General features: G+C 46.3%; 22 protein-coding genes. 17 read left to right on the top strand and 5 right to left on the bottom strand.

Going from position 1 to position 23,343, the window contains the following annotated elements:
* Nucleotides 1–162 precede the first annotated feature (162 nt).
* From BSZ04_RS25000 to BSZ04_RS03540, 10 genes are all read left to right on the top strand, one after another.
* Complete coding sequence (locus BSZ04_RS25000) at nt 163–321, top strand: hypothetical protein (protein WP_167381300.1); 159 nt, start codon at nt 163–165, stop codon at nt 319–321.
* The gene (cobA, locus tag BSZ04_RS03500; protein WP_088879544.1) at nt 318–1,109 is read left to right on the top strand and encodes a uroporphyrinogen-III C-methyltransferase; all 792 of its coding nucleotides are present in this window, start codon (nt 318–320) and stop codon (nt 1,107–1,109) included. Before BSZ04_RS25000 ends, cobA begins: the two co-directional genes overlap by 4 nt.
* Nucleotides 1,110–1,134: 25 nt before the next feature.
* Nucleotides 1,135–2,163, top strand: a complete 1,029-nt coding sequence (asrA, locus tag BSZ04_RS03505; RefSeq protein WP_088879545.1) for an anaerobic sulfite reductase subunit AsrA — start codon at nt 1,135–1,137, stop codon at nt 2,161–2,163.
* Nucleotides 2,163–2,963 (top strand): anaerobic sulfite reductase subunit AsrB, encoded by an 801-nt coding sequence (gene asrB, locus BSZ04_RS03510; protein WP_088879546.1) that lies wholly within the window; start codon nt 2,163–2,165, stop codon nt 2,961–2,963. The genes asrA and asrB overlap by 1 nt, the downstream gene beginning before the upstream one ends.
* A 12-nt stretch (nt 2,964–2,975) precedes the next feature.
* Nucleotides 2,976–3,977, top strand: a complete 1,002-nt coding sequence (asrC, locus tag BSZ04_RS03515) for a sulfite reductase subunit C (RefSeq protein ID WP_088879547.1) — start codon at nt 2,976–2,978, stop codon at nt 3,975–3,977.
* A gap of 7 nt (nt 3,978–3,984) precedes the next feature.
* Entirely contained in the window at nt 3,985–5,130 is a 1,146-nt protein-coding gene (gene cfa / locus BSZ04_RS03520) for a cyclopropane fatty acyl phospholipid synthase (RefSeq protein WP_088879548.1), read from the top strand.
* Between the two features lie 315 nt (nt 5,131–5,445).
* A complete protein-coding gene (locus tag BSZ04_RS03525; RefSeq protein ID WP_088879549.1) occupies nt 5,446–5,682 on the top strand; it encodes a hypothetical protein in 237 nt (78 codons plus the stop codon).
* A 188-nt stretch (nt 5,683–5,870) separates the two neighbouring features.
* Nucleotides 5,871–6,500, top strand: a complete 630-nt coding sequence (locus BSZ04_RS03530) for a recombinase family protein (protein ID WP_088879550.1) — start codon at nt 5,871–5,873, stop codon at nt 6,498–6,500.
* A complete protein-coding gene (locus BSZ04_RS03535) occupies nt 6,497–7,681 on the top strand; it encodes a multidrug effflux MFS transporter (protein WP_088879551.1) in 1,185 nt (394 codons plus the stop codon). Before BSZ04_RS03530 ends, BSZ04_RS03535 begins: the two co-directional genes overlap by 4 nt.
* A gap of 43 nt (nt 7,682–7,724) precedes the next feature.
* On the top strand, nt 7,725–8,879 hold the full coding sequence (locus BSZ04_RS03540; RefSeq protein ID WP_088879552.1) for a winged helix-turn-helix domain-containing protein: 1,155 nt from the start codon (nt 7,725–7,727) through the stop codon (nt 8,877–8,879).
* Nucleotides 8,880–8,949: 70 nt separating this feature from the next.
* Here the strand turns inward: BSZ04_RS03540 and BSZ04_RS03545 are convergent, their stop codons facing one another.
* Together BSZ04_RS03545 and BSZ04_RS03550 are read right to left on the bottom strand one after the other, a co-directional pair.
* Nucleotides 8,950–10,968: a TonB-dependent receptor domain-containing protein gene (locus tag BSZ04_RS03545; protein WP_088879553.1), complete on the bottom strand. Its 2,019-nt coding sequence runs from the start codon at nt 10,966–10,968 to the stop codon at nt 8,950–8,952.
* Nucleotides 10,969–11,104: 136 nt separating this feature from the next.
* Complete coding sequence (locus BSZ04_RS03550) at nt 11,105–12,046, bottom strand: LysR family transcriptional regulator (RefSeq protein WP_088879554.1); 942 nt, start codon at nt 12,044–12,046, stop codon at nt 11,105–11,107.
* Between the two features lie 202 nt (nt 12,047–12,248).
* Between BSZ04_RS03550 and BSZ04_RS03555 the strand changes: the two genes are divergently transcribed.
* The 5 genes from BSZ04_RS03555 to BSZ04_RS03580 all read left to right on the top strand — a co-directional run bounded on the left by BSZ04_RS03555 (nt 12,249) and on the right by BSZ04_RS03580 (nt 16,945).
* Entirely contained in the window at nt 12,249–13,169 is a 921-nt protein-coding gene (locus BSZ04_RS03555; protein ID WP_088879555.1) for a siderophore ABC transporter substrate-binding protein, read from the top strand.
* A gap of 357 nt (nt 13,170–13,526) precedes the next feature.
* Complete coding sequence (locus BSZ04_RS03565) at nt 13,527–14,483, top strand: ABC transporter permease (protein ID WP_088879556.1); 957 nt, start codon at nt 13,527–13,529, stop codon at nt 14,481–14,483.
* Nucleotides 14,476–15,426: an iron chelate uptake ABC transporter family permease subunit gene (locus BSZ04_RS03570; RefSeq protein ID WP_088879557.1), complete on the top strand. Its 951-nt coding sequence runs from the start codon at nt 14,476–14,478 to the stop codon at nt 15,424–15,426. Before BSZ04_RS03565 ends, BSZ04_RS03570 begins: the two co-directional genes overlap by 8 nt.
* A gap of 11 nt (nt 15,427–15,437) precedes the next feature.
* Nucleotides 15,438–16,199 (top strand): iron ABC transporter ATP-binding protein, encoded by a 762-nt coding sequence (locus tag BSZ04_RS03575; protein ID WP_088879558.1) that lies wholly within the window; start codon nt 15,438–15,440, stop codon nt 16,197–16,199.
* A 143-nt stretch (nt 16,200–16,342) separates the two neighbouring features.
* The gene (locus BSZ04_RS03580) at nt 16,343–16,945 is read left to right on the top strand and encodes a TetR/AcrR family transcriptional regulator (protein WP_088879559.1); all 603 of its coding nucleotides are present in this window, start codon (nt 16,343–16,345) and stop codon (nt 16,943–16,945) included.
* A gap of 116 nt (nt 16,946–17,061) precedes the next feature.
* Here the strand turns inward: BSZ04_RS03580 and BSZ04_RS03585 are convergent, their stop codons facing one another.
* The 3 genes from BSZ04_RS03585 to BSZ04_RS03595 form a co-directional block, all read right to left on the bottom strand.
* Nucleotides 17,062–18,594 carry an MFS transporter gene (locus BSZ04_RS03585; protein ID WP_088879560.1) on the bottom strand — a complete coding sequence of 511 codons (1,533 nt, stop codon included), beginning with the start codon at nt 18,592–18,594 and terminating at the stop codon, nt 17,062–17,064.
* A 5-nt stretch (nt 18,595–18,599) separates the two neighbouring features.
* Nucleotides 18,600–19,613: an HlyD family secretion protein gene (locus BSZ04_RS03590; RefSeq protein WP_088879561.1), complete on the bottom strand. Its 1,014-nt coding sequence runs from the start codon at nt 19,611–19,613 to the stop codon at nt 18,600–18,602.
* A gap of 236 nt (nt 19,614–19,849) precedes the next feature.
* Entirely contained in the window at nt 19,850–21,583 is a 1,734-nt protein-coding gene (locus BSZ04_RS03595) for a hypothetical protein (protein ID WP_088879562.1), read from the bottom strand.
* 353 nt (nt 21,584–21,936) lie between these two features.
* Between BSZ04_RS03595 and BSZ04_RS03600 the strand changes: the two genes are divergently transcribed.
* Nucleotides 21,937–22,908 (top strand): M23 family metallopeptidase, encoded by a 972-nt coding sequence (locus BSZ04_RS03600; protein ID WP_088879563.1) that lies wholly within the window; start codon nt 21,937–21,939, stop codon nt 22,906–22,908.
* Nucleotides 22,794–23,246 carry a bactofilin family protein gene (locus BSZ04_RS03605; RefSeq protein ID WP_138942575.1) on the top strand — a complete coding sequence of 151 codons (453 nt, stop codon included), beginning with the start codon at nt 22,794–22,796 and terminating at the stop codon, nt 23,244–23,246. The genes BSZ04_RS03600 and BSZ04_RS03605 overlap by 115 nt, the downstream gene beginning before the upstream one ends.
* The last annotated feature ends 97 nt before the right edge of the window (nt 23,247–23,343 follow it).

The following is a 23,343-nucleotide window of genomic DNA, read 5'->3' on the forward strand; positions in this document are numbered from 1 at the left end:
TCCTCCTCCCCTTTAATCCGTATTTTCATCACCTCAAATTACCCCCTTAAACACCCTCTCGTTAATCAGTTCTGAACAGGTGTTTATTTTTCTTTGATTTAACTTAACAGCTCTCATCAATAACCTTAAATGCATCAGGGGATTGCACGAAGCCAATTGAAAATGAAAGAACTGGACGATTACGTAGAGCAGATAAATTTAGACCTAACTAACGAGATGTTAGAAGAACTAGGTTGGGTCAGCGATAACGTTCATCAGGTTCTTTATTGGGTTATTGCCGCCATCCTATTCGTTGTATTGATTTGGGGTATTTTCTCATGAAGGCATCCAATCCATCTTATGGTCAGGTTTATTTGGTTGGAGCAGGCACAAGCGATGCGTCGCTGCTCACCATTAAAGCATTTCGTCTGCTTAATCGCGTTGATGTTGTGCTCTATGACTACTTGGTTTCGGAAGAAGTCTTGGATGTGATTCCACGAAAAACCTTAAAAATCTGCGTGGGTAAACACTACGGTAAGTGTTCGCAAACTCAGGCAGAAATCAACGAAATGATGAAGGGCTACGCAATCACAGGTCTGACGGTATGTCGCTTAAAAGCGGGCGACCCGTTTGTATTTGGTCGAGGCGGTGAGGAAGCGACCTATTTAACACAGCAAGGCATCAACTATGAGGTTGTACCGGGTGTAACTGCGGCACTTGGATGCTGCGCTTACGCGGGGATACCGGTCACTCATAGACAAGTTTCGAGGGGTGTAACCTTGGTAACGGGACGAAACTGTAATGATGCTAGCGAACCGAATTGGAGCGCACTTGCCGCCATCGACCACACCCTAATTTTCTACATGGGGCTACACAAAGCAGAAGCGATCGCAGACAACCTCATTGCACACGGTCTCGCACCAGATGCACCTTGCGCCATCGTCAGTAATGGGACACGAGAAAATCAAAACAAGATCGTTACTACTTTAGCCGGACTGTATGAAACCTGCAAAACGCAAAAACCACTACTGCCAGCAATCATAGTGGTTGGAGACGTGGTTTCCCTCTCACAGTCATTGGAGTGGTTTGAATCCACCGCCGAGCCCTGTCTAGAACGCACGATTCATTAGTTTTTGAAAATAACGAGATAGAACAATGCCTAAGTTTTTAACTACTCAGCAAATGGGGTCGGCGATCGAGGCGTTACGTCAGAGCTATAAGGTGATGGCGCCCGTCTATGAAGAATACGCGGGTCGTTTTGCCCATACCCCAAATTTGGATTACCAAGAATTGGAACGTTACGACCAACTGGAGTGGAAAGAGAAAAGCCATTTTTCACCCAAAGAGATCGTCTTTCCGATCACGGAAACTCTGTTTTGGTTTAACGCCGAAGAGTTGCGAGAATCAAGCGTCGATGCGCGTCCTGTGTTTCTGTTTCTCAGAGCTTGTGACATCAATGCGCTCAAAAGTCTTGATTACATGTTTTTAGAAAACGGCGGTCACGAAGATTTCTATTACAAACGTCTGCGTCAGAAACTCAAACTTGTACTAATTGAATGCAGCGAAAGTTTCGAAAACTGCTTTTGTGTCTCTATGGGTACCAACAAAACTGACAACTTCGCCGCTTCAGTGCAATTTAGTGACCACGGCGCCATTGTCACCATTAAAGATCCAGAACTGACACCGTATTTTTCACAAGGCAAAGACGTTGAGCACAGCGTCAGCTTCGTCAAGTCCAATCCGGTCAAAGTCCGCACACCAGATTCGGTTTGCGATGACCCAACGAAAATACGTGAAGTGTTACTCAGCCATCCGGTGTGGTCAGAATACGATTCACGCTGCATTGGTTGCGGTCGCTGCACTTCCTCATGCCCGACTTGCGCCTGCTTCAACGTGTTTGATGTGGTTTACAACCAAGAAGCCAAAGTGGGTGAACGTCGCCGCCAACACGCCAGTTGCATGATTGATGGCTTCTCGGATATGGCAGGCGGTCACAGCTTCCGTCATAAAACTGGAGAGCGTTTACGTTATCGCGCCTTACACAAGGTCAACGACTTTAAGTCTCGCCAAGGCGAACACCATATGTGTGTCGGATGCGGGCGCTGCGACGACCGATGCCCTCACTACATCTCATTTAGCAACATCATCAACAAGATGACATCGATTGTAGAGGAGGCGCTCTAATGTGCGATTGTGAAAACAAAATGCTGCCGCAAAGCTACCCGATTATTCATATCGAGAAGCACACAGAACTGGAATGGAACTTTCGCGTTGCGTGCGACTTTCCGGTGCACTACGGACAATTTGTCGAAGTGGGTCTATCCCTTGTGGGCGAAGCACCTATTTCCGTCTCTGATTACGGCTTAGGTTACGTCGACTTGCTGATACGTAATGTCGGCAAGGTAACCAGCGAGCTGTTCCAATTAAACGCCAGTGATCGCGTGATGATGCGCGGCGCAATGGGCAACGGCTACCCGATGGAAGCATACCAAGATAAACACCTCATTGTGGTTGCGGGCGGCACTGGCGTTGCTCCGGTTAAAGGGCTGATTAACTACTTTCACACCAACCCAAGTGATGTGAAAAAGATGTCTTTGATCCTCGGATTCAAAAACCAAGATGCCGTGTTGTACAAAAACGACTTGCTGAATTGGTCTTACTCCAATCACGTCATCACCACCTTGGATGATGGTGGCGATGAGCATTTCTATGAGAGCGGCCTAGTCACCGAGCACATCAGCAAGCTCGACCTCTCAGACAAAGAAAACATCCGCGCCATCGTAGTGGGACCACCGATCATGATTAAGTTTGTCGTGCAGGACTTCTTATCCAGAGGCATTCAAGAAGAACAGATTTGGGTCGACTACGAACGCAGAATGGCTTGCTCAGTGGGTAAATGCGGTCACTGCCGAATTGGCGACAAATACGTGTGCTTGGATGGTCCGGTTTTCCGTTATGACCACGCCAGAACCATGATCGATTAGGAGGGAATCACTATGACGGTGGACGTAGATATCATCAAAATGCGCGCCAATGGCGATTACCGCCTATCGAAAGTCCGTGGCGAGTGCATGATCAGCGTGCGCATTCCGGGCGGCATCATGCCCGCTTACTTACTCGGTGCTGCGCAAGAGATCGCCGAAAAATGGGGCAATGGTGTCATTCACCTCACCACACGACAAAAACTGGCGATGCCCGGCATTCGTTATGAAGACATTCCAGAGGTCAATAAAGCGCTTGAGCCCTTCATCAAAGACATCACCGTTGATACATGCGGCATTGATGTCGAAGACACACAAGCAGGTTATCAGTCGATTGGTGGGCGCAATATTGTCGCGTGTCAGGGCAGTCGAATCTGTCAGAAAGCCAATACCGATACCACTGGTTTGGCGCAGCGAATGGAGCGTCACGTTTACCCTAGCAAATACCATTTAAAAATGGTCATGGCAGGCTGTCCGAACGACTGTGCCAAAGCCAATATGGCGGATTTTGGCATCTTAGGTATCGCCAAGATTAATTTCGAAAGTCATCGCTGTATTGGTTGCGGCGCCTGCGTCAAAGCTTGTACGCACCACGCAGTAGATTGCTTGTCACTCAAAGACGGTAAAGCGGTGAAGGAAGAAAGCAAATGCATTGGCTGCGGCGAATGTGTGCTTGCTTGTCCAACACTGGCTTGGCGTCGAGATCCAAAACAATTCTATATGGTCAAACTGGGCGGTCGAACTTCGAAGAAGACCCCTCGCGTTGGCAAGATGTTCCTCAATTGGGTAACGGAAGACGTCCTACACCCTGTCATCGACAATCTGTTCGAATTTGAAAAAGAGATGTTGGGCGGTAAGCCGATTTACCTCCACATGGGACATCTGATTGATAAAGGCGGCTACTTGCGTTTTAGAGAGCGCGTCTTAGATGGCGTTAGCCTAAATCCGGAAGCCAAAGTCGCCGAACGTATGTATTGGGCAGAAGATGAATACGTAGCGAACATGCACGTGAAATAGGCATAGTATGAACAAACTAGAAGAAATATTTAAAGAGGCGTTAGCCCCAGCAGGTATCACCATCAATGGTTCTAAACCGTGGGATATCCAAGTGTTTAACCCAAAAGTGTATGAGCTTGTGATGCAGTCAGGCTCCTTGGGTTTAGGGGAAGCGTACATGTCCAAGATGTGGGATTGCAGCCGCTTGGATCAGTTCTTTGAACGCGTACTTTTAAACGATATTGAAGGCAAATTAGGACTGGCTGAAAAGCTCAAGTTCGCCTCTTCCGCTGCGAAACTAAAATTGAAAAGCTGGGTTAACCCACAAAGCATTGAGCGTTGTAAATTCGATGTACCGCACCATTACGACATCGGCAATAAGCTTTACCAAAAGATGCTCGATTCACGCATGACCTACACCTGCGGATATTGGAACCGAGCTGCAACGTTAGACGAAGCGCAAGAACATAAAATGGATTTGATTTGTCGTAAGCTCGATCTGCAACCGGGAATGCGTATCCTCGATATTGGCTGTGGTTGGGGCAGTTTTATGATTTACGCAGCGAAGAAGTATGGCGTGATTTGCGATGGTCTGACTCTATCCAAAGAGCAGAAAAAGCTCGGCAGCAAACTGGCAATAGAAAACGGCGTAGTCGCGAACTTCATTTTGAAGGACTACCGCGAGTTCAAGCCCACCGTGCAATACGATCGTATCGTGTCTATCGGTATGATTGAACACGTGGGACCGAAGAACTACGCAGAATACTTCGAGTGTGCAGAGCGCTTCATGAAAGACGATGGCGTGTTCTTGCTGCACACCATTGGTTCACACCACAGCACTACCGCATCGGACCCGTGGATCTCGAAATACATCTTCCCAAATGGCGTTATTCCATCGATGAAGAACCTCGCAGAGGCGATGGAAGACCGATTCAACATCGAAGATGTGCACAATTTCGGTGAAGACTACGACAAAACCCTGATGTGCTGGTTCTCCAACTTCCAACAATCTTGGAATCATATCAAAGGCGATTACAGTGAAGATTTCTACCGCATGTGGAAATACTACTTGCTCAGCTGTGCTGGCGCCTTTCGCTCACGAGATTTGAGTTTATGGCAACTCGCCCTAACTAAGATTGGTCGCCGCCGACCACTGACCGTACGTTCCATGTAAGCAATCTGCCTCCAGATTGTGTTTTGAGCACCTTCGTTTGGCTCGTAGCCAGAATGGGCGGTTTCATTCTGGCTTTTTTTACTGTTTTCCGCTCCCTTCCAAAGCCCGAAAAATCTCATTTAGGGGGCTTTTATAGGGACTCCCCTCGCAAAACCTAATGCTTAGTAACGCCTAGTGTTACTTTTAGTCTTGTGCGCTATGACTTTTTGAGCATTGATGGTGCCGTTTGTTCGACTCAGGCAATCTTGCTCTCAACCAAGGCTCATCCCAACAATCAAAACCAGAGCCAAGATACCATTTTTGAGAGTCAGCACTATGAAAGCCATCAAATCAATCATCATCGCACTACTGCTTACATCGACACTTTCTGGGTGCGTTTCAACGCCCGGTCACTATCGCTTGGCACCCAACGTTCGTCCTACTTTGATGAATGCCAATATTAACGTTCAACCACTGGTCAACACGGCGGTCTCCGTTGGTAAAGTCGTATTACCTTATGCGATTTCAGCAGGACACGCTTACGTCAATACTCCTTATTTCTTATTGCAATAAACCGTAGCCGTCTAATCTCGAAAACAAAAACTAGCCTGTTTTTTCGGCTAGTTTTTATTTATTGATCATAGAGATACGATTCTACCACTTTCAATTTGGTTCATTTGGTGTTGTAAGGATTAATGAACCAATGTATATTTATGAGCCATCACAGTATATGAACCATTCATAAGAGGCACTTTACGACCATGAATACCTTTATCTATACGCGCCGCTCACCCAAAAACCAAGCTTATCCCGAGCAACTTGAAGCTCTTAAAACCGTTGCCCCAGAAGCGACACTTCTTGAAGATAAAGTTCGCGGCTGCACACCACCAGCCGAGCGACAAGCCTTTCAACAACTCTTAAACACCACTCAATCCGGTGACACGGTGGTACTTTGGTGGCTAACCGCCTTTGGCCGGGACTTCAGCCAAGCATTGAGCACAATTCAGACACTGCTTGATAAAGGTGTCATCCTAAAAACCGTTTGTGAACCACTGACATTTGAACCAAATTCAGTTCAAACCCAAACATTACTCTCTCTGCTTTCTGGTTATGGGCAAGTGCAAACTCAACACCGTTTATTTGCCGCAGCACAAGGCCGTAAGGCACTTAAAGACAACCCTGAAATGTGGAAACAAAAGTTCCGTGGTCGTCCAGCAGACAGAGCGAAACATCAACATATCGCTACTCTTCTTCTGGAAGGTAACACACTACAAAATGTGGCAGAACAGTGTGACGTGAGCTTATCCACGGTAAAGCGAGTGAAAGCAAAACTGAATGATTTTGATGAAGAAGGGAGCTTGCGTCGCCGTGGTGATGGTGAAAAATCATGAGTCGACCGTTCGAATTTAAAACCATCTTGCTAGCGTGTTTGATCATCAGTGTTGGTCAGCTCAGCATGGGCTTGGTATTTCCATCTCTACCTTGGATCGCGAAAGATTTCGATATTTCCCTCGACCAAGCTCAGCTCCTAGTCAGTGTTTATTTACTTGGCTTCGGTCCTTCACAGTTTATCTATGGCCCAGTATCCGATGCGTTGGGCCGTAAAAAGGTGTTGTTGGCTGGGCTGTTAATTGCCATGCTCGGTCTGCTGATGATCATCTTCCTCAGCCACACATTCACAGGCATGATTGCAGGCCGTTTTCTGCAAGGGTTGGGGACTGGCTGCTGTGCGGTGCTAGCCCGTGCGTCAACTCGTGACCGCTTCAATGGTCCTGACCTGCCAATCGCACTGTCCTACATTGCGATGGCTGCTTCGATCACACCGTTGGTTGCACCCGTTATTGGTGGTTTTATTAACGCCCACTTCGGCTGGACCATGGTGTTCATTTCATTACTGGGTTATGTGTCGCTGGCTTGGATTGTGATTGTCGTGCGCTTTAAAGAAACCGTTACACAAACCTCGGCACTGCCCTCACCAAAGAAAATGCTGCTGCAATATCGTGATCTGCTGACATCTCGTTACTTTATGAGCTTTGCCAGTATTGGTTGGCTTAACTTCAGCTTGATGATCACCACCGTTTCGGTAATGCCTTTTATCATGCAAAACCAAATTGGCATGACATCTGATCAATACGCGATGTGGGCGCTGATTCCAGCATTCGGCATGATTTGCGGCACCAGTATCTGTAACCGTGTGCGCCCAATCATCGGAACGAAGAAGATGCTCTTAGCAACACCAATCCTGCACTTAAGCTCGGCAATGTGGCTGTTCTTCTGCCCTGTTGAGCCGTTGTATTTAATGCTTGGTCAGCTGCTAATGATTTTAGGCAATGCTATCGCTCTACCTTGTGCTCAAGCCATGGTAATGCAACCCTATAAGAAGCAAGCGGGGGCAGCTGCAGCGATGTCGGGCGGCGGCCAAATGGTGGTGTCATCAGTAGTGAGTATGGCACTCGTACAGTTGGGTTTAAGCCAAGCATGGCACCTATCATTAGTGATTGTGGTCTTCGCGACTATTACGCTGACTAACATCTTACGTGGCTTTGCCACTGAGCAACCTTCAGAGCAATAGCTCCCGGGCAATAGAGAAAGTAACAAGGAAGACAGATAACGACATGAAATCACTCACTCTCGCCCAAGCACAGAAACTGGCATTAATCTCTCAAGGATTGCCATTAGCAAGCAACAAAGGCAGCGCTAAAGCTAAAACCTTAGCCGTCTTTGAACAGCTGGGCTATGTGCAGATTGATACGATTTCTGTAGTTCAACGCGCTCATCATCATACTTTGTGGAGCCGAAACCCAAGCTACCAACTTGAGCACTTAGACCAACTGGTAGCAGAGAAGAAAGTCTTCGAATATTGGTCTCATGCGGCGGCGTATTTACCGATGTCGCAATACCGTCATAGCTTACCTCGCAAAGCGGCGATCAAATCTGATCAGCAAAAGCATTGGTACAAAAAAGACCACGACTTGATGGCGTCTATCTTGGAGAGAATCTCGCAAGAAGGTCCGCTTATGGCAAAGGACTTCGAATCCGCCAACTATAAGACCGATGGCTGGAACACCAAGCCAACCAAACGCGCCCTAGAGAACTTATACATGCAGGGCGATTTGATGATAAGCGAACGTCGCGGTTTCCAGAAAGTGTACGACCTGACCTCACATGTTCTGCCTCAAGACGTTGATACATCAATGCCAACCGAGCAAGAACACGCGCGATTCTTAGTCCTCAACTATCTTAAATCTCATGGGTTCGGTACTTTACCTGAAATGGTTTACCTACTGAAAGGGGTTAAGAAGCAGGTTCAACAAGCTCTGTCCGAATTGGTCGATTTGGGTGAAATAGAAGTCATTAGCATCAACAATTCAGCTTATTATGCCTGTAGCGATGCACTGAACTTGCTCGACAAACGGCTCAATCGCAAACGCGCTAAAATCCTCTCACCATTTGACAACCTGCTTATCCAACGAAAACGCGCCAGTGCAATTTTCAACTTTGATTACTTGCTAGAGTGCTATGTTCCTGAGCCAAAACGCCAGTTCGGTTACTTTTGTTTGCCAATATTGTGGGATGGGACACTGGTCGCGCGCGCCGACTGCAAAGTGGATAAAGCGAGTTCGACGCTGAATGTTGTCAACCTAGTCACCGAGCCTTCGCTCAAAGGTAGAGAAGCGTTTTTCGTCGCATTAGAAGAAGAGTTACAAGCTTTCGCAGAGTTTAATCAGTGCCAAGCGTTTGTGATTCAGAAAGTGGCTCAAAGAACTTAATGAAAACGCCCACTCAAGCCGAGTGGGCGTATTTACTTTCAAACTAATTCTTAAGGACTCAACTAAGAGCTTAGAAATCTGCCGTCATACCGACGTAGTAAGTACGTGGCGCTTCGACATAACCAATGTTTTCTAGCTCTCTAGAGACACTTTCATCGGTTAGGTTGGTGATCCCCGCACGAATGCGCAGCGCATCGTTCACATGGTAAACCGTGCCCAAATCCATTGTGGTGTAAGCGTCTTGGGTTAGCTGAGAATCAATCTTACGCTCACCACGGTAGCGCGCGCTGGCAAACAGGTTCAAGTCTTGAATCGGGTACCAGTTTAGACGAGCAAACGCAGAATGTTTGTAACGCTCATTCAACTCTTCACCTGTCGACTTATCTTCTGTGTCTAAGTAAGTGTAGTTACCTGACATTGCCCATTGCTCATTGAACTGAATGCTACCGGTTAGCTCCACACCTTGAATAACGGCTTTCGATACGTTTTGGTAAGACTTGTACGGGTTAGACAGTTCACGATCAATTGGGTCGCCAATGTCATCAATACAGCTCATTACTGCACTCGACCACGTACCTACTTCACAAGAAATATCCGTTTGTTCGATTAAGTTTTCGATTTCGTTACGGAATACGGCACCTTCTAGGTTCCAGTTACGACCGCTATACAATGCCGAGAACTCGTAGTTCACGCTGGTTTCTGCTTCCAGATCTTCGTTACCTACGATGTTACAGTTGCCCTTACAGCTGTTCATCGAGAAATCCGGATGGTTTTGCGTCATGGTTGGTGCTTTAAACGCTTTACCTACACCACCTTTCAGTACCAAGTCATCCGTTGTTTGGTGTACTAGGTACACACGCGGACTGAACTCTTCGCCGTAGTGCTCGTGCTTATCGAGACGGCCGCCAATCGTTGCCATCAGCGTATCGGTCATTTCCCATTGGTCTTGAACGAATACGGCACCTTGGTATGCCTCTGCTTTGTTGCCCTTAATATGCTCTGGGTTAGTAAGCTGGCTAGTTTGGTAATCCACACCAAAGGTTACCGTGTGGCTATCGCCGAGGTCCGTCGAGGCTGATGCTTCAAAGATTTGTGTCAGCTCTTCAATCGAATCAGCACCATTGTTCGCCGCTTCAATGTTCTCCACATTTTCACGTGAGTAACGAACTTGCGTATCACCCCAAGACCAAAAACCGGTATGAGATAAGGCTTGGCTGTTACGTTTAACGCGAGATTCAGAGAATAGAATCGTTGTGCCACTTTCTGCTGCGGTATCGCGCTCGTCGTCACTGTAACCAAGGTCAAGATCGATAAATTGGTTATCCGCAAGGTGCCAAGAAAGCGTACCAAACAACGCTAAGCTGTCACGACCTTCTAATGCCGTCACCTCTTCGCGATCGATGCCACCTTTCTCACCAGAATATGGTTGCCATGCGTTACGGCTCGTTTGAGATGCAGAGAAGCGTGCGAATAGCTTGTCGTCAATCAATGCACCAGACGTTGTTAGACCCACTGTGTACTCTTGACCACCATTGCCATCGTTTGGCGTTGTGTTGTCTAAGCTAAGTTGCGAGCTCCAATCGTTGCTTGGTGACTTAGTGATAATGTTGATCGTACCGCCCATACCATCAGAGCCGTAAAGCGCCGACATAGGACCACGGATGATCTCTACTCGCTCAATCGAATCCATTGGAATGGCAGAAAGATCGAAGTCGTTACCACGTACAATCGCACTTGCCGAGCTCATACGACGGCCATTTACCATGATCAGTGTGTACTTAGAGTCCATACCACGAATCGAGATTTGCTGACGGCCTGCACGTGTGCTGTCAAAATCCGATTCAACGCTGGTTGCGTTAGACACGATGTCTGCCAGCGTGACACCTGGATCGTTTTCGATGTCTTCAGCGGTGATCACCGACATAGAAGCTGGAGCGTCTTTCAGCTCCATCTGGGTACGAGTTGCTGTTACAACAAGCTGCTCATCGGTTTCGATTGGCGTTGTATCAGCAAAGACGGGAAAAGAGGTACATAGCGCACCGATCACCACTGCTAATGGTTTTGGCGCAAACGGAGTCGTCTTCGACATGGTAAAAACCTATAAACTTTTAATGGAACTTATAATGATAATGGTTCGCATTAAATAGCCTTTGTTTGGCGAAGACAAGCAACCGAGCATTTGCCGAAGCTATTACGACTATGTCAATTATGAATAATAATATTCTTTACCATTCACTCTCAGTTGAGCCATATATTTCTTTAAATAATGACTTAACCCAATTACACATCGGGTCGTTATGATAGCGCTTATGCCAGTACAAATAGACCGACTCTTCACTCATTCGAATCGCTTTCGGTACGGTTTTCGTGATCAGCTTTCTTCCCTGACAAGCGTCTTCCGCAAACGGCGTTGGCAAGTGGAAAATCACATCCGTTTGCTCAGCAATCGCTGGCGCAGCATTGAAGTTTGAAAGCTGAACAGGAATCGATAATTGGCGTTTTTTATCCACCACGCCAAGCTCGACAAAACGGTGATAAATCGACAGTGTTTTGCCCCCTTGAAGTGAGATTTGACCGAAGTTGCAATCAAGTAACATCTCTACCGTCAGTTCTTCAACATGGGCAAGTGTATGGGTTTCGCTCATCAAGAATCGGTAGTCGCGATTGGCAATTTTCATGCGGTACAAATTCTGCTCAGAGCTAGGTGGCTCGGCAGTTGAGAGCACAAAATGCACATCCCCTGCGATCAAGCCATCGAAGTGGCGTTTCGGGATGGAATCGATATCGACAATCATGTTCGGCGCTTCTTCTCGGATGCGTGAAACGATCGGTGGTAGTAAGAAAATCACCTGCGGAACCAAGCCGTAAAAACGGATCGTCCCGTTGCTCTTTTCTGGCACAAATGACTGACCGTACATCAGCTTTTCTAGCCCGGTTAGAACGGTGTTCAAATCTTGCTTGATCACTTCGGCTTTTGGGGTCAATTCGTAGCCGTGTGCAGTACGTACTAACAGCTCATCGTTGAACAAGTTTCTGAGTTTTTGTAAAGAGCGGCTCACCGACGGTTGGCTCATATTGAGCGATACCGCGGTGTTAGAAACATGCTTCTCTTCAAGTAGGTGTTTGAGAATAAACAATAAGTTCAAGTCGACTTGAGCTAAATTCATTTTTTGAATACTCACTATTCCGCTAATTCTGTTGCTGCATATAGACTATCTGCTAATGTGTCTGCAATCAATAATCATTCTTATTTGATTTTAATCAAATAAGTTATACCGCTTTACGACTAATCTCGCGCTCGATTTTTTAAAGCACTATTTGTTTTTAAAGCACTAATGCGAGATTGCACCGCACCTTTTGGAAATCATTATGTTGGGTAAAACTTCTCTTCGCGTAGCAACGGGAGCTTTGCTGCTTGCATTGGCTCCTATGGGGGCAATGGCTAAAACCTACCAACACAGCTTGGGCACTGTAGACATTGATGGCGTTCCACAACGCGTCGTTGTTCTAGGCTACGGCAGTTTAGACTACATCGATGCTTTGGGCGTAACACCTGTCGGCATGCCAAAAACACTGCTGCCAAAATCACTAGAAAAATTCCAAATCGACTCGTTTGTGAATACGGGTAGCGTGAAAGAAGTGAACTTCGAGACGCTGTTTACGCTCAAGCCAGACCTGATCATCGCTGAAGGTCGCATGGCAGATATCTACAAAGATCTGAGCGACATAGCACCAACTTACATGTTCCGTATCGACACCACCGACTACTGGAAAACAACCCAAGAACACTGGCGCACGCTAGGTGACATCTTCGACAAAGAAGAACAAGCAGAGCAGTTAATCGAAGATGTTCAAGAGCAAATCGACCATCTTCACGCAAAAGTAGAAGAACAACCACGACGCACACTAACGGTCTCAAACAGCGGTAACAGCTTGGAGATGTTTGGCACCAACAGCCGTTTCTCATTCGTGTATGAAGAAGCAGGCTTTGCGACTTCGACTTCTGAGAACGTTAAATCTGTACCACGTACTCACGGTAACTTGATTTCATTCGAATACATCGCTGATGCCCAACCTGAAGTACTGCTTATCCTTGACCGCGAACAAGCGATCGGTCAGAGCAGTGGTAAAGCAAAACAGTTGTTCGACAACGATCTCGTGAAGTCCACACCAGCGGCGAAAAACAACCGCGTGCTGTTTATGGACCCAGCGGCTTGGTACTTAACCGCAGGTGGCTACCAATCGACGCAAACCATGATTAAAGAGCTGAACCAAGTCATTGCTAACTAGGGTCTGTTTATCTTTCGTGGTTAAATTTTGTTCGAGATAAAAGCGTTTTAATCGCGGCGAGTCGATTGAAGCCTAGTAGTTCTAAGTAAAATTGACTCAACAAAGAGTAAAACGCTTTTAACCGAACCCTTTGGGCAGCGTTTGTAGGTGCTTTCTACTGCGTTATCGGCTTATCAGGTAGAACAGCTACATATCAAAGCCTCTGCCTTGTATAAAACACCTACAAATTGCTGCAAAAATCATCACGAAAGGTCAACAGACCCTAATAGATTAGGTTCTTGCTCACTCTAAAAGATGACCTTTCCCGCTTCACGGTGCGAAAGGTCATTGTTGTTTTTATCACCCTATAAATACACCATGAAATTACATCATATCTTGGCTTTTTTGTTGCTCGTCGTACTCGCCTGCGCCTCTTTGCTGGTTGGAGTGGCGAACGTTTCTCTCTCGCAGATTTTGGCCGGTGACAGCCACAGTTTGAACATCTTGCTGGTTAGCCGATTACCCCGCTTGTTGGCCATCGTCTTAGCTGGCTCAGGCTTGAGTATCGCTGGTTTGATCATGCAGCAGATCGTACAAAACCGTTTTGCTGCCCCATCTACTACGGGTACCGTCGATTGGGCGATGTTCGGCTACATCGTCGCGCTGATTCTGTTTGCAGACATGAGCAGTTGGGTGCACCTGATCACCATCTTCGCCTTCTCTGTGATTGGTACGGTGATCTTCGTGCGCTTCTTGCAACGTTTGAAGTTTAAGAACACCGTGCTCGTCCCGCTGATAGGCATCATGTACGGCAACGTGGTGTCATCCATGACCACCTTTATTGCCTACAAATACGACCTAGTACAGACCCTTGGTTCTTGGACGGTGGCTAACTTCGCATCGGTATTGCGTGGTAACTACGAATTCTTATATCTCGCTCTTCCGGTCTCGGTTCTGGCTTACGCTTACGCCAACCGCTTTAGCGCGGCAAGCGTAGGTGAGAGCTTTGCTAAGAACATCGGTTTGAACTACCAACGCATTGTTTTAGTCGGTGTCATTCTTGTGGCTGTGCTGTCGTCATCGGTGGTGATGATCGTTGGTATGATCCCGTTTCTTGGGCTTATCGTGCCAAACCTTGTGTCGCTGTTCATTGGTGACAACATGCGTCGCAACTTACCTTGGACCGCATACGCAGGCGTGATTTTGGTGCTTACTTGCGACATCCTCGGTCGCCTCATTATCTTCCCTTACGAGATTCCAATTTCGATGATCATCAGCATCTTGGGTGGCTCAATCTTCATTTACCTAGTTCTGAGAGACAAATCAAATGCGTGATTCTATGAAAGTAACGCTGCTGGCAATCGCGGCGGTTTTGATTTGTGCTGTGTTCATCGGCAAGGGCTTAACGCCAGATAACTACCAGTTCTTCTTGTCACGTCGCATCCCGAAAGTACTGGCGATTGTCTTGGCAGCGATGGCGATTGCATCGTCGTCACTGATTTTCCAGACCATCACCAACAACCGAATCCTCACCCCTTCGATTCTGGGTTTTGATTCCATGTACGTGATGATTCAAGTGCTGCTTGTAGTAATGTTTGGCGGCTTGAGTACTTTAGTCATCAACAGCAAACTCAACTTCGTGTTGTCGACTGGCATCATGATTGTTTGTGCAATGACCTTGTTCAGCTTCTACTTCCGTGGTCGTCAGCGCAATATCTTCACCTTGTTGTTGATTGGTATCGTACTGAGCAGCTTGTTCAATAGCGTCACCGGCTTCTTCACCATGATCACCGACCCAGATGAGTTCACCTTCATCCAAAGTTCTATGTTCGCGAGCTTTAACAACATCAACAGTGAATTGGTGTACTGGTGTGTGGTTCCGATGCTGCTGTGTGGCGCGTACCTAATGCGTATTGCCCACAAATTAGACGTAATGTGGCTTGGTGTCGATAATGCGAAAAGCCTAGGTGTGGATACCCACAAACTGACCATGCAAGTCATGTTCATCATTACTTTGATGGTGTCTATCTCGACCGCGTTGATTGGTCCAATCTTGTTCTTTGGCTTGATTGTTGTGGCTCTGGCTCGCCAAATCTTCACAGGCTACCAGCATCGCTTATTGATTGTCGCAAGCTCAGTACTGTCAGTTGTACTGCTGTCAGGCGGTCAATGGGTGGTAGAGAACCTGTTCGATTTCGACACCACCATCAGCGTTATTATCAACTTTATCGGCGGCGGCTACTTCTTGCTTCTGCTTATGAAAAACAAATTCGATTAAGGGTTTATCACATGATCCGTATTCAAGGTCTTAGCAAAAAATACAACGAAAAATACGTGGTAAAAAACGCCGATGCCCTTTTTCCACTGGGTAAAGTAACTAGCATTATTGGTCCGAATGGCGCGGGTAAAAGTACCCTACTGTCGATGGCGAGCCGACTAACAGAAAGCGATGCTGGTAGCGTCGTGATTGGTGATAAACCGCTTGATCAATGGAACACCGAAGACTTGGCAAAGCGCCTATCAGTGCTGCGCCAGTCAAACAACATCAACATGCGCTTTACGGTACGTGACTTGGTGGCGTTTGGTCGCTTCCCATACTCGCAAGGTCGTCTGACAGAAGAAGATCACCGCATCATTGGTGAATCAATGCAACATCTAGAAATCGACCATTTGAAAGATCGCTTTATCGACCAACTGTCGGGCGGGCAACGTCAAATGGCATTTATTGCTATGGTGGTGGCGCAAGATACCGACTACATCTTCTTGGATGAGCCACTGAATAACCTCGACATCAAACACTCCGTCGACATCATGAGTACGCTTCGCAAGCTAGCAGAAATGAAGAACAAAGCCGTAGTAATCGTAATTCACGACATCAACTTTGCCTCTTGTTATTCCGACCACATCGTAGCGATGAAACTTGGTGAAGTCATTAAAGCGGGCTTGGTTGAAGAAGTGATTGATGCCGAAGTGCTGAGCGACATTTACGAGATTCCATTTATCGTGCAAGAGATTAACGGCAACCGTATTTCGTTGTACTACCGACGTTAACGTAACCAGTTTGATTTCAAAGGCGACCTCGTGTCGCCTTTTTTAATTTTGGTCACAGAAGAAGCGTTAAACGCGGAAAAGCGGTGTGTCTCAGCGGCAATAATGGTACTGTACTGAACAGTTTTATTTAGGCTGATTTAGTTATGCGCGCATCTACTGAAAAGAAAAGAACTCGAATCATCGAAGTAGCGACCGAACTGTTTATTGAACAGGGTTACAAGGACACGTCACTCGATCAAATCGTTTCAATTTGTGGTGGTTCAAAACAGACCCTGTATCGTTACTTTTCCAATAAAGAAGGGTTGTTTGTTGAAGTGCTCGCGCATAACACCAAGATCAGCCTAGAATCCGTTTTCCAACTTGCCGATAAACAGAATGAACCACTAAGAGATACCTTAGAAGACTTCGCCCAAAAGTATCTACGTGGCATTTGCTCTAACCCAATCTTATCGCTTTATCGCATCGTGTCTGCCGACTTCAACAAACATGACTCGGTTCCAAATCAGTTTTGGCAAACCGGACCGCAACGTATTCACCAATACTTAATTGAGTTTTTAAAAACCGACACCATTAGCCAGCAGCTTCACATCGACGATGCCGATCTAGCCTGTGGTCAGCTACTCGCGCTGATCAAAATGGATTACCAGAATATGGCACTGATGGGCTTTGATTTCTTAAGCGACGCAGAATTGGATTCGCATACACAAAAAGCCGTGGCGGCATTCCTCACGTTGTACCAGCGATAAGAATCTCAAACCTAAAAACACAAAGGGAGCACATTGGCTCCCTTTGTTACTTTTACTGCGCTGCCTAGTTACCTAGCTGTCTGGTTACCTAGCTGTCAGGGCTATTTTACTTAGCCTCAGTGCGCTTCTTGTTTTGCAGCTAGTTTCTTACCAATCAACAAGATTGGCGCAAGGGCAAAAATAGAGACAATAAACATCACCAACGAATTACTCAGCGCCAATGTCGTTGCTTGCTCCTTCACAACAGCACTAATCTGGCTCATGCCGAGCGCCGGATTAGGTAAGCGACCATGAGTCAAAATCGCACTGCTCAATGCCTGTTCGTAAGCCGAAAACACATGGTTTGAACCGTCCAGTGTGCGACCGATTTCACCCGATGCTTGTGCGCTGTGGCTTTGAATCACACGAGAAAAAAACGCCCCGCCAATCACCCCGCCCATGGTTCGGAACAGATAGAAGTTAGCAATGCCCTCTAAGCGCTGTCCTACTTGGAAGTACATCAACACCGCAATCGTCACCGACACATTCAACAAGCCAACACCAAAACCGCGCAGCAGCATTGGAATGGGTAGTGACTCAGTACCAACAAAGCTTGGTAATTGGCTGAACTCGTGTACCGACAGCAGAATCATCAGCACGCCAAAAGGCACCACTGCATCCGCTAGCGGACGGCGGAAATAATACACCAACACACTCACCAGCATGCCGACCAACATGGCGTAAAACGATGGCAACTGTGCATAGCCCGCATTGAGGCTGTTATAGTGCATCGCCATTTTTAGGAAGTTGGCAAACAGCACTGTACTTGCCATCACGGCAAAGCCCGCAAGAAAGGCGTTGTACATAAACACGTTGGTCTTCAACTTGCCGTGCAATTGCATCGAGGCAGTATCCAAATGGCGCGTTTTCACCAACTGATACACCGCCAACAAAACCAGTGCCGCAGCGACAGAAGAAGCCTGTACAAACCAGTCTGAATCCAACCAGTTGTAGTAGCTGCCGCGCATTAGTAGGAACACCACCAAACTCATCGTTAACGCGAGTACGAGGTAAACTGAAGCTGAAGATTTTGGCTTGGCTTCAATCTCAATCGCCTGAGGCTTGTACAGGCCGATCATCACTAGAGCTGAAAAGTACAACCAAGCCGAGACAACGTTCAAAAACGACCAGCCAAACACTTCGACAATCTCAGCCACCAACCACGGATAAGCGCCCATTGGTAACAGTGTTGAGAAGATCAGTGTCAGCGCAATAATCGCAGGCAACCAACGCTGCTCAAAGGTATTGAGTAGATAAAGATTCACCACCACCAATAACATGCTCATGAAAAAGCCGCTTACTAACCAAGTTAGCGTGAATAGCAGCGCATGCTGACCAGTCCAATAGAGCGCAAGGTTTGCTCCCAAACCCACCAGCAATGCAGAGTGTAATGGCAATGACGTACCAAGCTTACGCACCAAGATTGGGGTAAACATAAACCCCAACACTTGGGTGATCATAAAGCCGATTTTTACTAGCTCGACTTCATCTGCGGACAAGCCGGATGTGGCTGCCATCTCGTGGGACAACTCAGTAAACATCACTGAATTGATCCCAAAAGCCGCAATGGCGAACAGCGCAAAAATCAGCAATGGTGAACGTGTTTTCATGGCGATTAACCTTGCGTTGCGGTCTCAATCGACACTTCAGCCGACAAGCCAGGGTAGATGCGCTGTTTCAGCTCTTGTGGAATATCCAACTCGATACGCACTGGCACGCGCTGTACTACTTTCACAAAATTACCGGTCGCATTTTGCGGTGGCAGTAAACTAAACTGCGCGCCTGTTGCTGGGGTTATGGAAGTTACACGACCATGCAATGGATGATCAGGGAACATGTCTAACACCACTTCCACGTCTTGCCCTTGTGCAACGTTTTCCAATTGAGTCTCTTTGAAGTTTGCCTCAATCCAAACGTAATCCGGCACCATCACAATCAACCCCATGCCCGGTTGAACAAACTTACCCACTTGCACTTGTCTGTCTGCCACATAACCATCAAAAGGTGCTCGAACGATAGTTCGCTCAAGGGCGATATTCACCAGTCTCAAGTTCGCTTCGGCTTGTTTGCGTTGCGCGGTTAGCTGCATCTTTTCTGTCACGAGCGCGTCAAGCTGCTTCTGTTCAGCGGCTAGCGCTAGCTTGGCAGTTTCAAGGTTGCTGTCCGCTTCAATAGAACGCGTTCTTTGCGCTTCAAATTGGTTTTTACTCACCGACTGCTTTTGTACCAAACGAGACAGACGTTTGAACTCCGCCGCTTGATGTTCCGCGTTTGCACTTGCACTGTGAATGCCCTGCTTCGCCTGCTCGATCTTTACCAGCTGCATTTCGGTTTTGGTTTGGTTTGCGGTCAGCGCAGCTTTTGCGACATCTAACGCCGACTTCGCAATTTCTTGATTGGCAATGAAATCTTCATCATCAATCGAAAACAGTGGTGCGCCTTTGCTTACCCACTGGTTATCTTCGACAAAAAGTTGGCTTACCTGCCCACCGACTTCCGGAGAAATCGCCGTCACATCCGAGTGAACATAAGCGTTATCAGTGGTCACTGTATTAGGTTGGTATAACGCACAACCTGCAGCGACTAACGAACCAATAACAAGCGACAACGTAATGACTTTCTTCTTCATTTTTGAAACCCAACTTAATGATTTTTACAAACTGTACTGTACCGTACAGTTTTAGTAAAGGCACATTTGATCATTGAGGAGAAGAAAAGATCCATCCCACTGATTTTTATCGATCTTATTTGGTGTCCACTTTTGAATGAAAGGAAGAGAATTGAAGTACGTATATTGAGAAAAACAAAAAAGGCGACACTGAGGTCGCCTTTTGATTAAGGAAATAAATACTTGCCCAATAAAGCTTACTGCTGAACAACTTTCACTGGTGGTTTAGTTGAGCTGACATAATCAAAATCGAATGCAATACCATCTTTAGTGATATCTATTGCCATGCCTCCTACTAATTGGTTTTGCAGACTCATTGTTACATCTTCAGGAACAGGCTCTCCAGAAACTTGAGATGCTGTTTCAATCACTTCCAATACTCGCTCGGAGTCCATAGTGAAGCTCAGTAGACCATTCGCTGTTAGCGGCTGAGCCATTACTTTTTCACTTGCCGCCGCTGCGGAATCACCACTGTAAAGTGTTAGATGGCTACCATTAAGGCGGGCAAAGACATTCATTGGTTTGCCTGCGTATGGTTCAAGCAAGCCACCGATGTTCACTGGTTGGTTATCTGGTTGGATTTGGATCTGTGCCAACTCCGGCATGAACATTTGTGCTGTTTGTAGCAACATATTTGGATCGTCTGCGGAGATAGAGAAAAGCGCATCCAATTGGCCTAATTCAGGGCCATATTGGCCGTTCATATCCACGTCAAGGCCAAACATTTCCATACTTAAGCCTTTCAGGCCATTTGCCATACCAGCGCCCATACTAATAGCCGGAGCTGGGTTTTGGCCACGCATTTCTCTTTGCGCTTCTGCCAGAATTGAACATTGATATTGTGGAGTCGTTAGGTCAGTCCAAATCTTACCAATCGCAGGCGCGAGCGTTGCAACATCCAAGCCCAGCGCCACGCTAAACATACTCTTTTCACCATTTGATTCAGCTAGGACACCACGCATTGACTGTAGTGCTTCAAGAATCACTTGGTTCTTAGATTCAACGACAAAACCGCCATCAATGCGCGCTTTATCGTTTTCTACTGTATATTCAGCAAAAACTACTGACTGAGGCCAGTTTTGAGCAATTTGGGTAAATTCAGCATGACAAGCAGGCGAGCGCAGCTCTTTCATCATTCGTTCATTTTCGAACAGCTTCAATTGACGAGCCATCAAGTTGCCATCTGCCGTTGTCAGGCCTTTGATGATCTGCTGATGATCAATTAAACCGAACGAGTTTGCACTTTTACCATATTTTGATTGCAGCGCAGCAAGTCGGCCTGTGTCGAGGATATTATGGGCTGGAGCTTCTAGTCCTAAAGCCATTTTTAGTGGATTAGCCTCACCAAGCATCGGAACATCGATAGTGATGGTTAACACGTTATCAATAACAGCGACAACAAGCCCCATACCTTTTTGAGGATCTTGTACATCAGCGACTTCATAACGACGATATTCCACTGTACCGAGTTTAACTTTCTGATGGCTAATTCCTGCTTTTTGTTCTTGTTGATCAAGCGTGTTCCATAGGGCTTGAGGAGTCTCAATCGGCAGCTTGTATACAGGAACCGCACCCAGAGTGTAAATAATTGGGTTTATCTTATCGCCTGTGCCTAGAAATGCTTTTAACGTTTCTGGCGAAGATGCGCTTTCCAAATAAGCATCAATGAAATTTAGAACAAATTGCTGTCCGGGAGTTAACTCTTCCCCCACAAACAAGTCAGAAAAAGAGCCTTGCTCTGCAGTACCAAATGCATTTAAGTACTCATAGTGATTAAATGCTTCTGTTTGATAAGTTAGCAACAACGTATCCGCAGGAACTTGACCAAGCAATGCATCTGAACCGCTGCTGTGGGCAACTTCGTTTTGATACAGATAACCCGCCCCACCCGCTGCTGCAACGACGGCAGCCGCCAATAATAATTTTTTCACTTTCTACTCCACTTTATGGCGGCATGAAGGAGCCCTTCAGAGACCTAGCCAATTTGACATATAAAACCAACATCATAAACAGACCAAGCCCTGATTCAATTAACAATCAACCTTATTAATGGATATCTCAGAATTTATAAGATAAAACGTGATCTCATGTGAAAGTTGCAGGTGCAGCATTCCCCCTCGACCGATAAATCTCATTCGTTAAATCAAATTTTCGCCTTTTGTTGAAGCTTTGACGTAACATCACGATCTCACAACCCAACTTCGTGTTGTACTGGAGAATTCGACTGTGTTTTCGTAGAGTCTAGACTCGCTCGATATATGAACAATCTTTGCAGATTAAATCTATGAAAGACCAGTTAACCATATCCGTTTCTACCATCAACGGCTCGAGGCATTGGTGCGTTACAAAAGCAATGCAAACTCGCCTAAAAAGTTTGCTGGCTGCTATGTCTATTGGGATATGTGCAACGACAGGATTGGTGTTTTATCTATATTCAGCCGTCGATAGCGCGGAGCTAAAACAAGCTGAGTTAGCTCAGCACTCTGTGGGTCTATCTGAAGAGTTGGCACAGTTAAAACAACTCAAATCTGAGCTAGAAAACGATCTTTCAGAAAGAGAAGAACAAATCACAACAGTCTCAGAACGTTTATCAGATTTAGAGTCTTCACTTGGAATGGAGACAGGGGTAGATTTGGCGAACCTAGAATCTCGCCTAGACACTGCTGCTATTGCATCTAATGTACGTATCGCAATGCTAACTCAGATCCCAAGCGGGTCACCGGTGGGAAAGGAAAGAATATCCTCTGGTTTTGGTAAGCGTATCCACCCGATAACCAAAACAGCAAAAATGCATCGCGGCTTAGACTTTGCCGTCAACATTGGAACACCAATCTATGCACCCGCGGATGGTGTTGCTGAGGTCACCCGCCGAAGCAAAAAAGGATCAGGTAACTTTCTTCGCTTGCAACATTCATTCGGTTTTTCTAGCTCATACTCACACTTAAAAAGCTTTAAAGTAAAAAGTGGTGAGTTTGTCAAAAAAGGCCAACTTATCGGGATGTCCGGAAATAGCGGGTTATCTTCGGGCCCGCACCTACACTACGAAATTCGATTTGTAGGGCGAGCTCTAAACCCAAGACCATTTGTCGATTGGAACGTAAACGAATTCGAAGCAATATTCAGTAAAGAACGAGGTATAAGATGGGAATCTTTAGTCAACACCGTGGAACAGAGAGTCGCCAAGCAACTTCAACTCTCATCGCCAAAGGATGTGCTGTTAGCGGAGAACTCAAACTTGAAAATGACATCCAAGTAGATGGCATAGTAAATGGTCAAGTGAATGTCGATAGTACGCTGATCGTTTCTGAAAGTGGCCGTGTAAAAGGCGACGTATACGCGAATAAACTCATTATTAATGGTATCGTCGAAGGCAACTGTTACGCCGAACAGATTCAGGTTCTCGAGAAAGGACGTATTACTGGAAAAGTTTGGAGCAATAACCTGAGCATTGAACCTGGTGGCAAGTTCTTCGGAGAAGCCGCAGAGTTACCAGAAAAAGAAGTCATTTCACTAAAGAGCAAAACACAAGAGCACCAAAACCAGCAAAAAAATCAAAGTTCTGATAACAAGTCCATATCTCGTAAGCAAGCATAACAACAGCAAATATAGATTTTCATGCACAAATACAAAGTCAGCGGACTGTGAAATTTCATTCACAATGAGAAATATTGCTAGCTGATTTTCATTAAGC

This window comes from Vibrio rotiferianus (genome assembly GCF_002214395.1).
Classification (GTDB): Bacteria; Pseudomonadota; Gammaproteobacteria; order Enterobacterales; family Vibrionaceae; genus Vibrio; species Vibrio rotiferianus.

Excerpts from the sequence above, each read along its gene's own strand:
- BSZ04_RS25000 (WP_167381300.1), top strand. The coding sequence starts at position 163 with ATGAAAGAACTGGACGATTACGTAGAGCAGATAAATTTAGACCTAACT.
- cobA (WP_088879544.1), top strand. The coding sequence starts at position 318 with ATGAAGGCATCCAATCCATCTTATGGTCAGGTTTATTTGGTTGGAGCA.
- asrA (WP_088879545.1), top strand. The coding sequence starts at position 1,135 with ATGCCTAAGTTTTTAACTACTCAGCAAATGGGGTCGGCGATCGAGGCG.
- asrB (WP_088879546.1), top strand. The coding sequence starts at position 2,163 with ATGTGCGATTGTGAAAACAAAATGCTGCCGCAAAGCTACCCGATTATT.
- asrC (WP_088879547.1), top strand. The coding sequence starts at position 2,976 with ATGACGGTGGACGTAGATATCATCAAAATGCGCGCCAATGGCGATTAC.
- cfa (WP_088879548.1), top strand. The coding sequence starts at position 3,985 with ATGAACAAACTAGAAGAAATATTTAAAGAGGCGTTAGCCCCAGCAGGT.
- BSZ04_RS03525 (WP_088879549.1), top strand. The coding sequence starts at position 5,446 with ATGAAAGCCATCAAATCAATCATCATCGCACTACTGCTTACATCGACA.
- BSZ04_RS03530 (WP_088879550.1), top strand. The coding sequence starts at position 5,871 with ATGAATACCTTTATCTATACGCGCCGCTCACCCAAAAACCAAGCTTAT.
- BSZ04_RS03535 (WP_088879551.1), top strand. The coding sequence starts at position 6,497 with ATGAGTCGACCGTTCGAATTTAAAACCATCTTGCTAGCGTGTTTGATC.
- BSZ04_RS03540 (WP_088879552.1), top strand. The coding sequence starts at position 7,725 with ATGAAATCACTCACTCTCGCCCAAGCACAGAAACTGGCATTAATCTCT.
- BSZ04_RS03545 (WP_088879553.1), bottom strand. The coding sequence starts at position 10,968 with ATGTCGAAGACGACTCCGTTTGCGCCAAAACCATTAGCAGTGGTGATC.
- BSZ04_RS03550 (WP_088879554.1), bottom strand. The coding sequence starts at position 12,046 with ATGAATTTAGCTCAAGTCGACTTGAACTTATTGTTTATTCTCAAACAC.
- BSZ04_RS03555 (WP_088879555.1), top strand. The coding sequence starts at position 12,249 with ATGTTGGGTAAAACTTCTCTTCGCGTAGCAACGGGAGCTTTGCTGCTT.
- BSZ04_RS03565 (WP_088879556.1), top strand. The coding sequence starts at position 13,527 with ATGAAATTACATCATATCTTGGCTTTTTTGTTGCTCGTCGTACTCGCC.
- BSZ04_RS03570 (WP_088879557.1), top strand. The coding sequence starts at position 14,476 with ATGCGTGATTCTATGAAAGTAACGCTGCTGGCAATCGCGGCGGTTTTG.
- BSZ04_RS03575 (WP_088879558.1), top strand. The coding sequence starts at position 15,438 with ATGATCCGTATTCAAGGTCTTAGCAAAAAATACAACGAAAAATACGTG.
- BSZ04_RS03580 (WP_088879559.1), top strand. The coding sequence starts at position 16,343 with ATGCGCGCATCTACTGAAAAGAAAAGAACTCGAATCATCGAAGTAGCG.
- BSZ04_RS03585 (WP_088879560.1), bottom strand. The coding sequence starts at position 18,594 with ATGAAAACACGTTCACCATTGCTGATTTTTGCGCTGTTCGCCATTGCG.
- BSZ04_RS03590 (WP_088879561.1), bottom strand. The coding sequence starts at position 19,613 with ATGAAGAAGAAAGTCATTACGTTGTCGCTTGTTATTGGTTCGTTAGTC.
- BSZ04_RS03600 (WP_088879563.1), top strand. The coding sequence starts at position 21,937 with ATGAAAGACCAGTTAACCATATCCGTTTCTACCATCAACGGCTCGAGG.
- BSZ04_RS03605 (WP_138942575.1), top strand. The coding sequence starts at position 22,794 with ATGGGAATCTTTAGTCAACACCGTGGAACAGAGAGTCGCCAAGCAACT.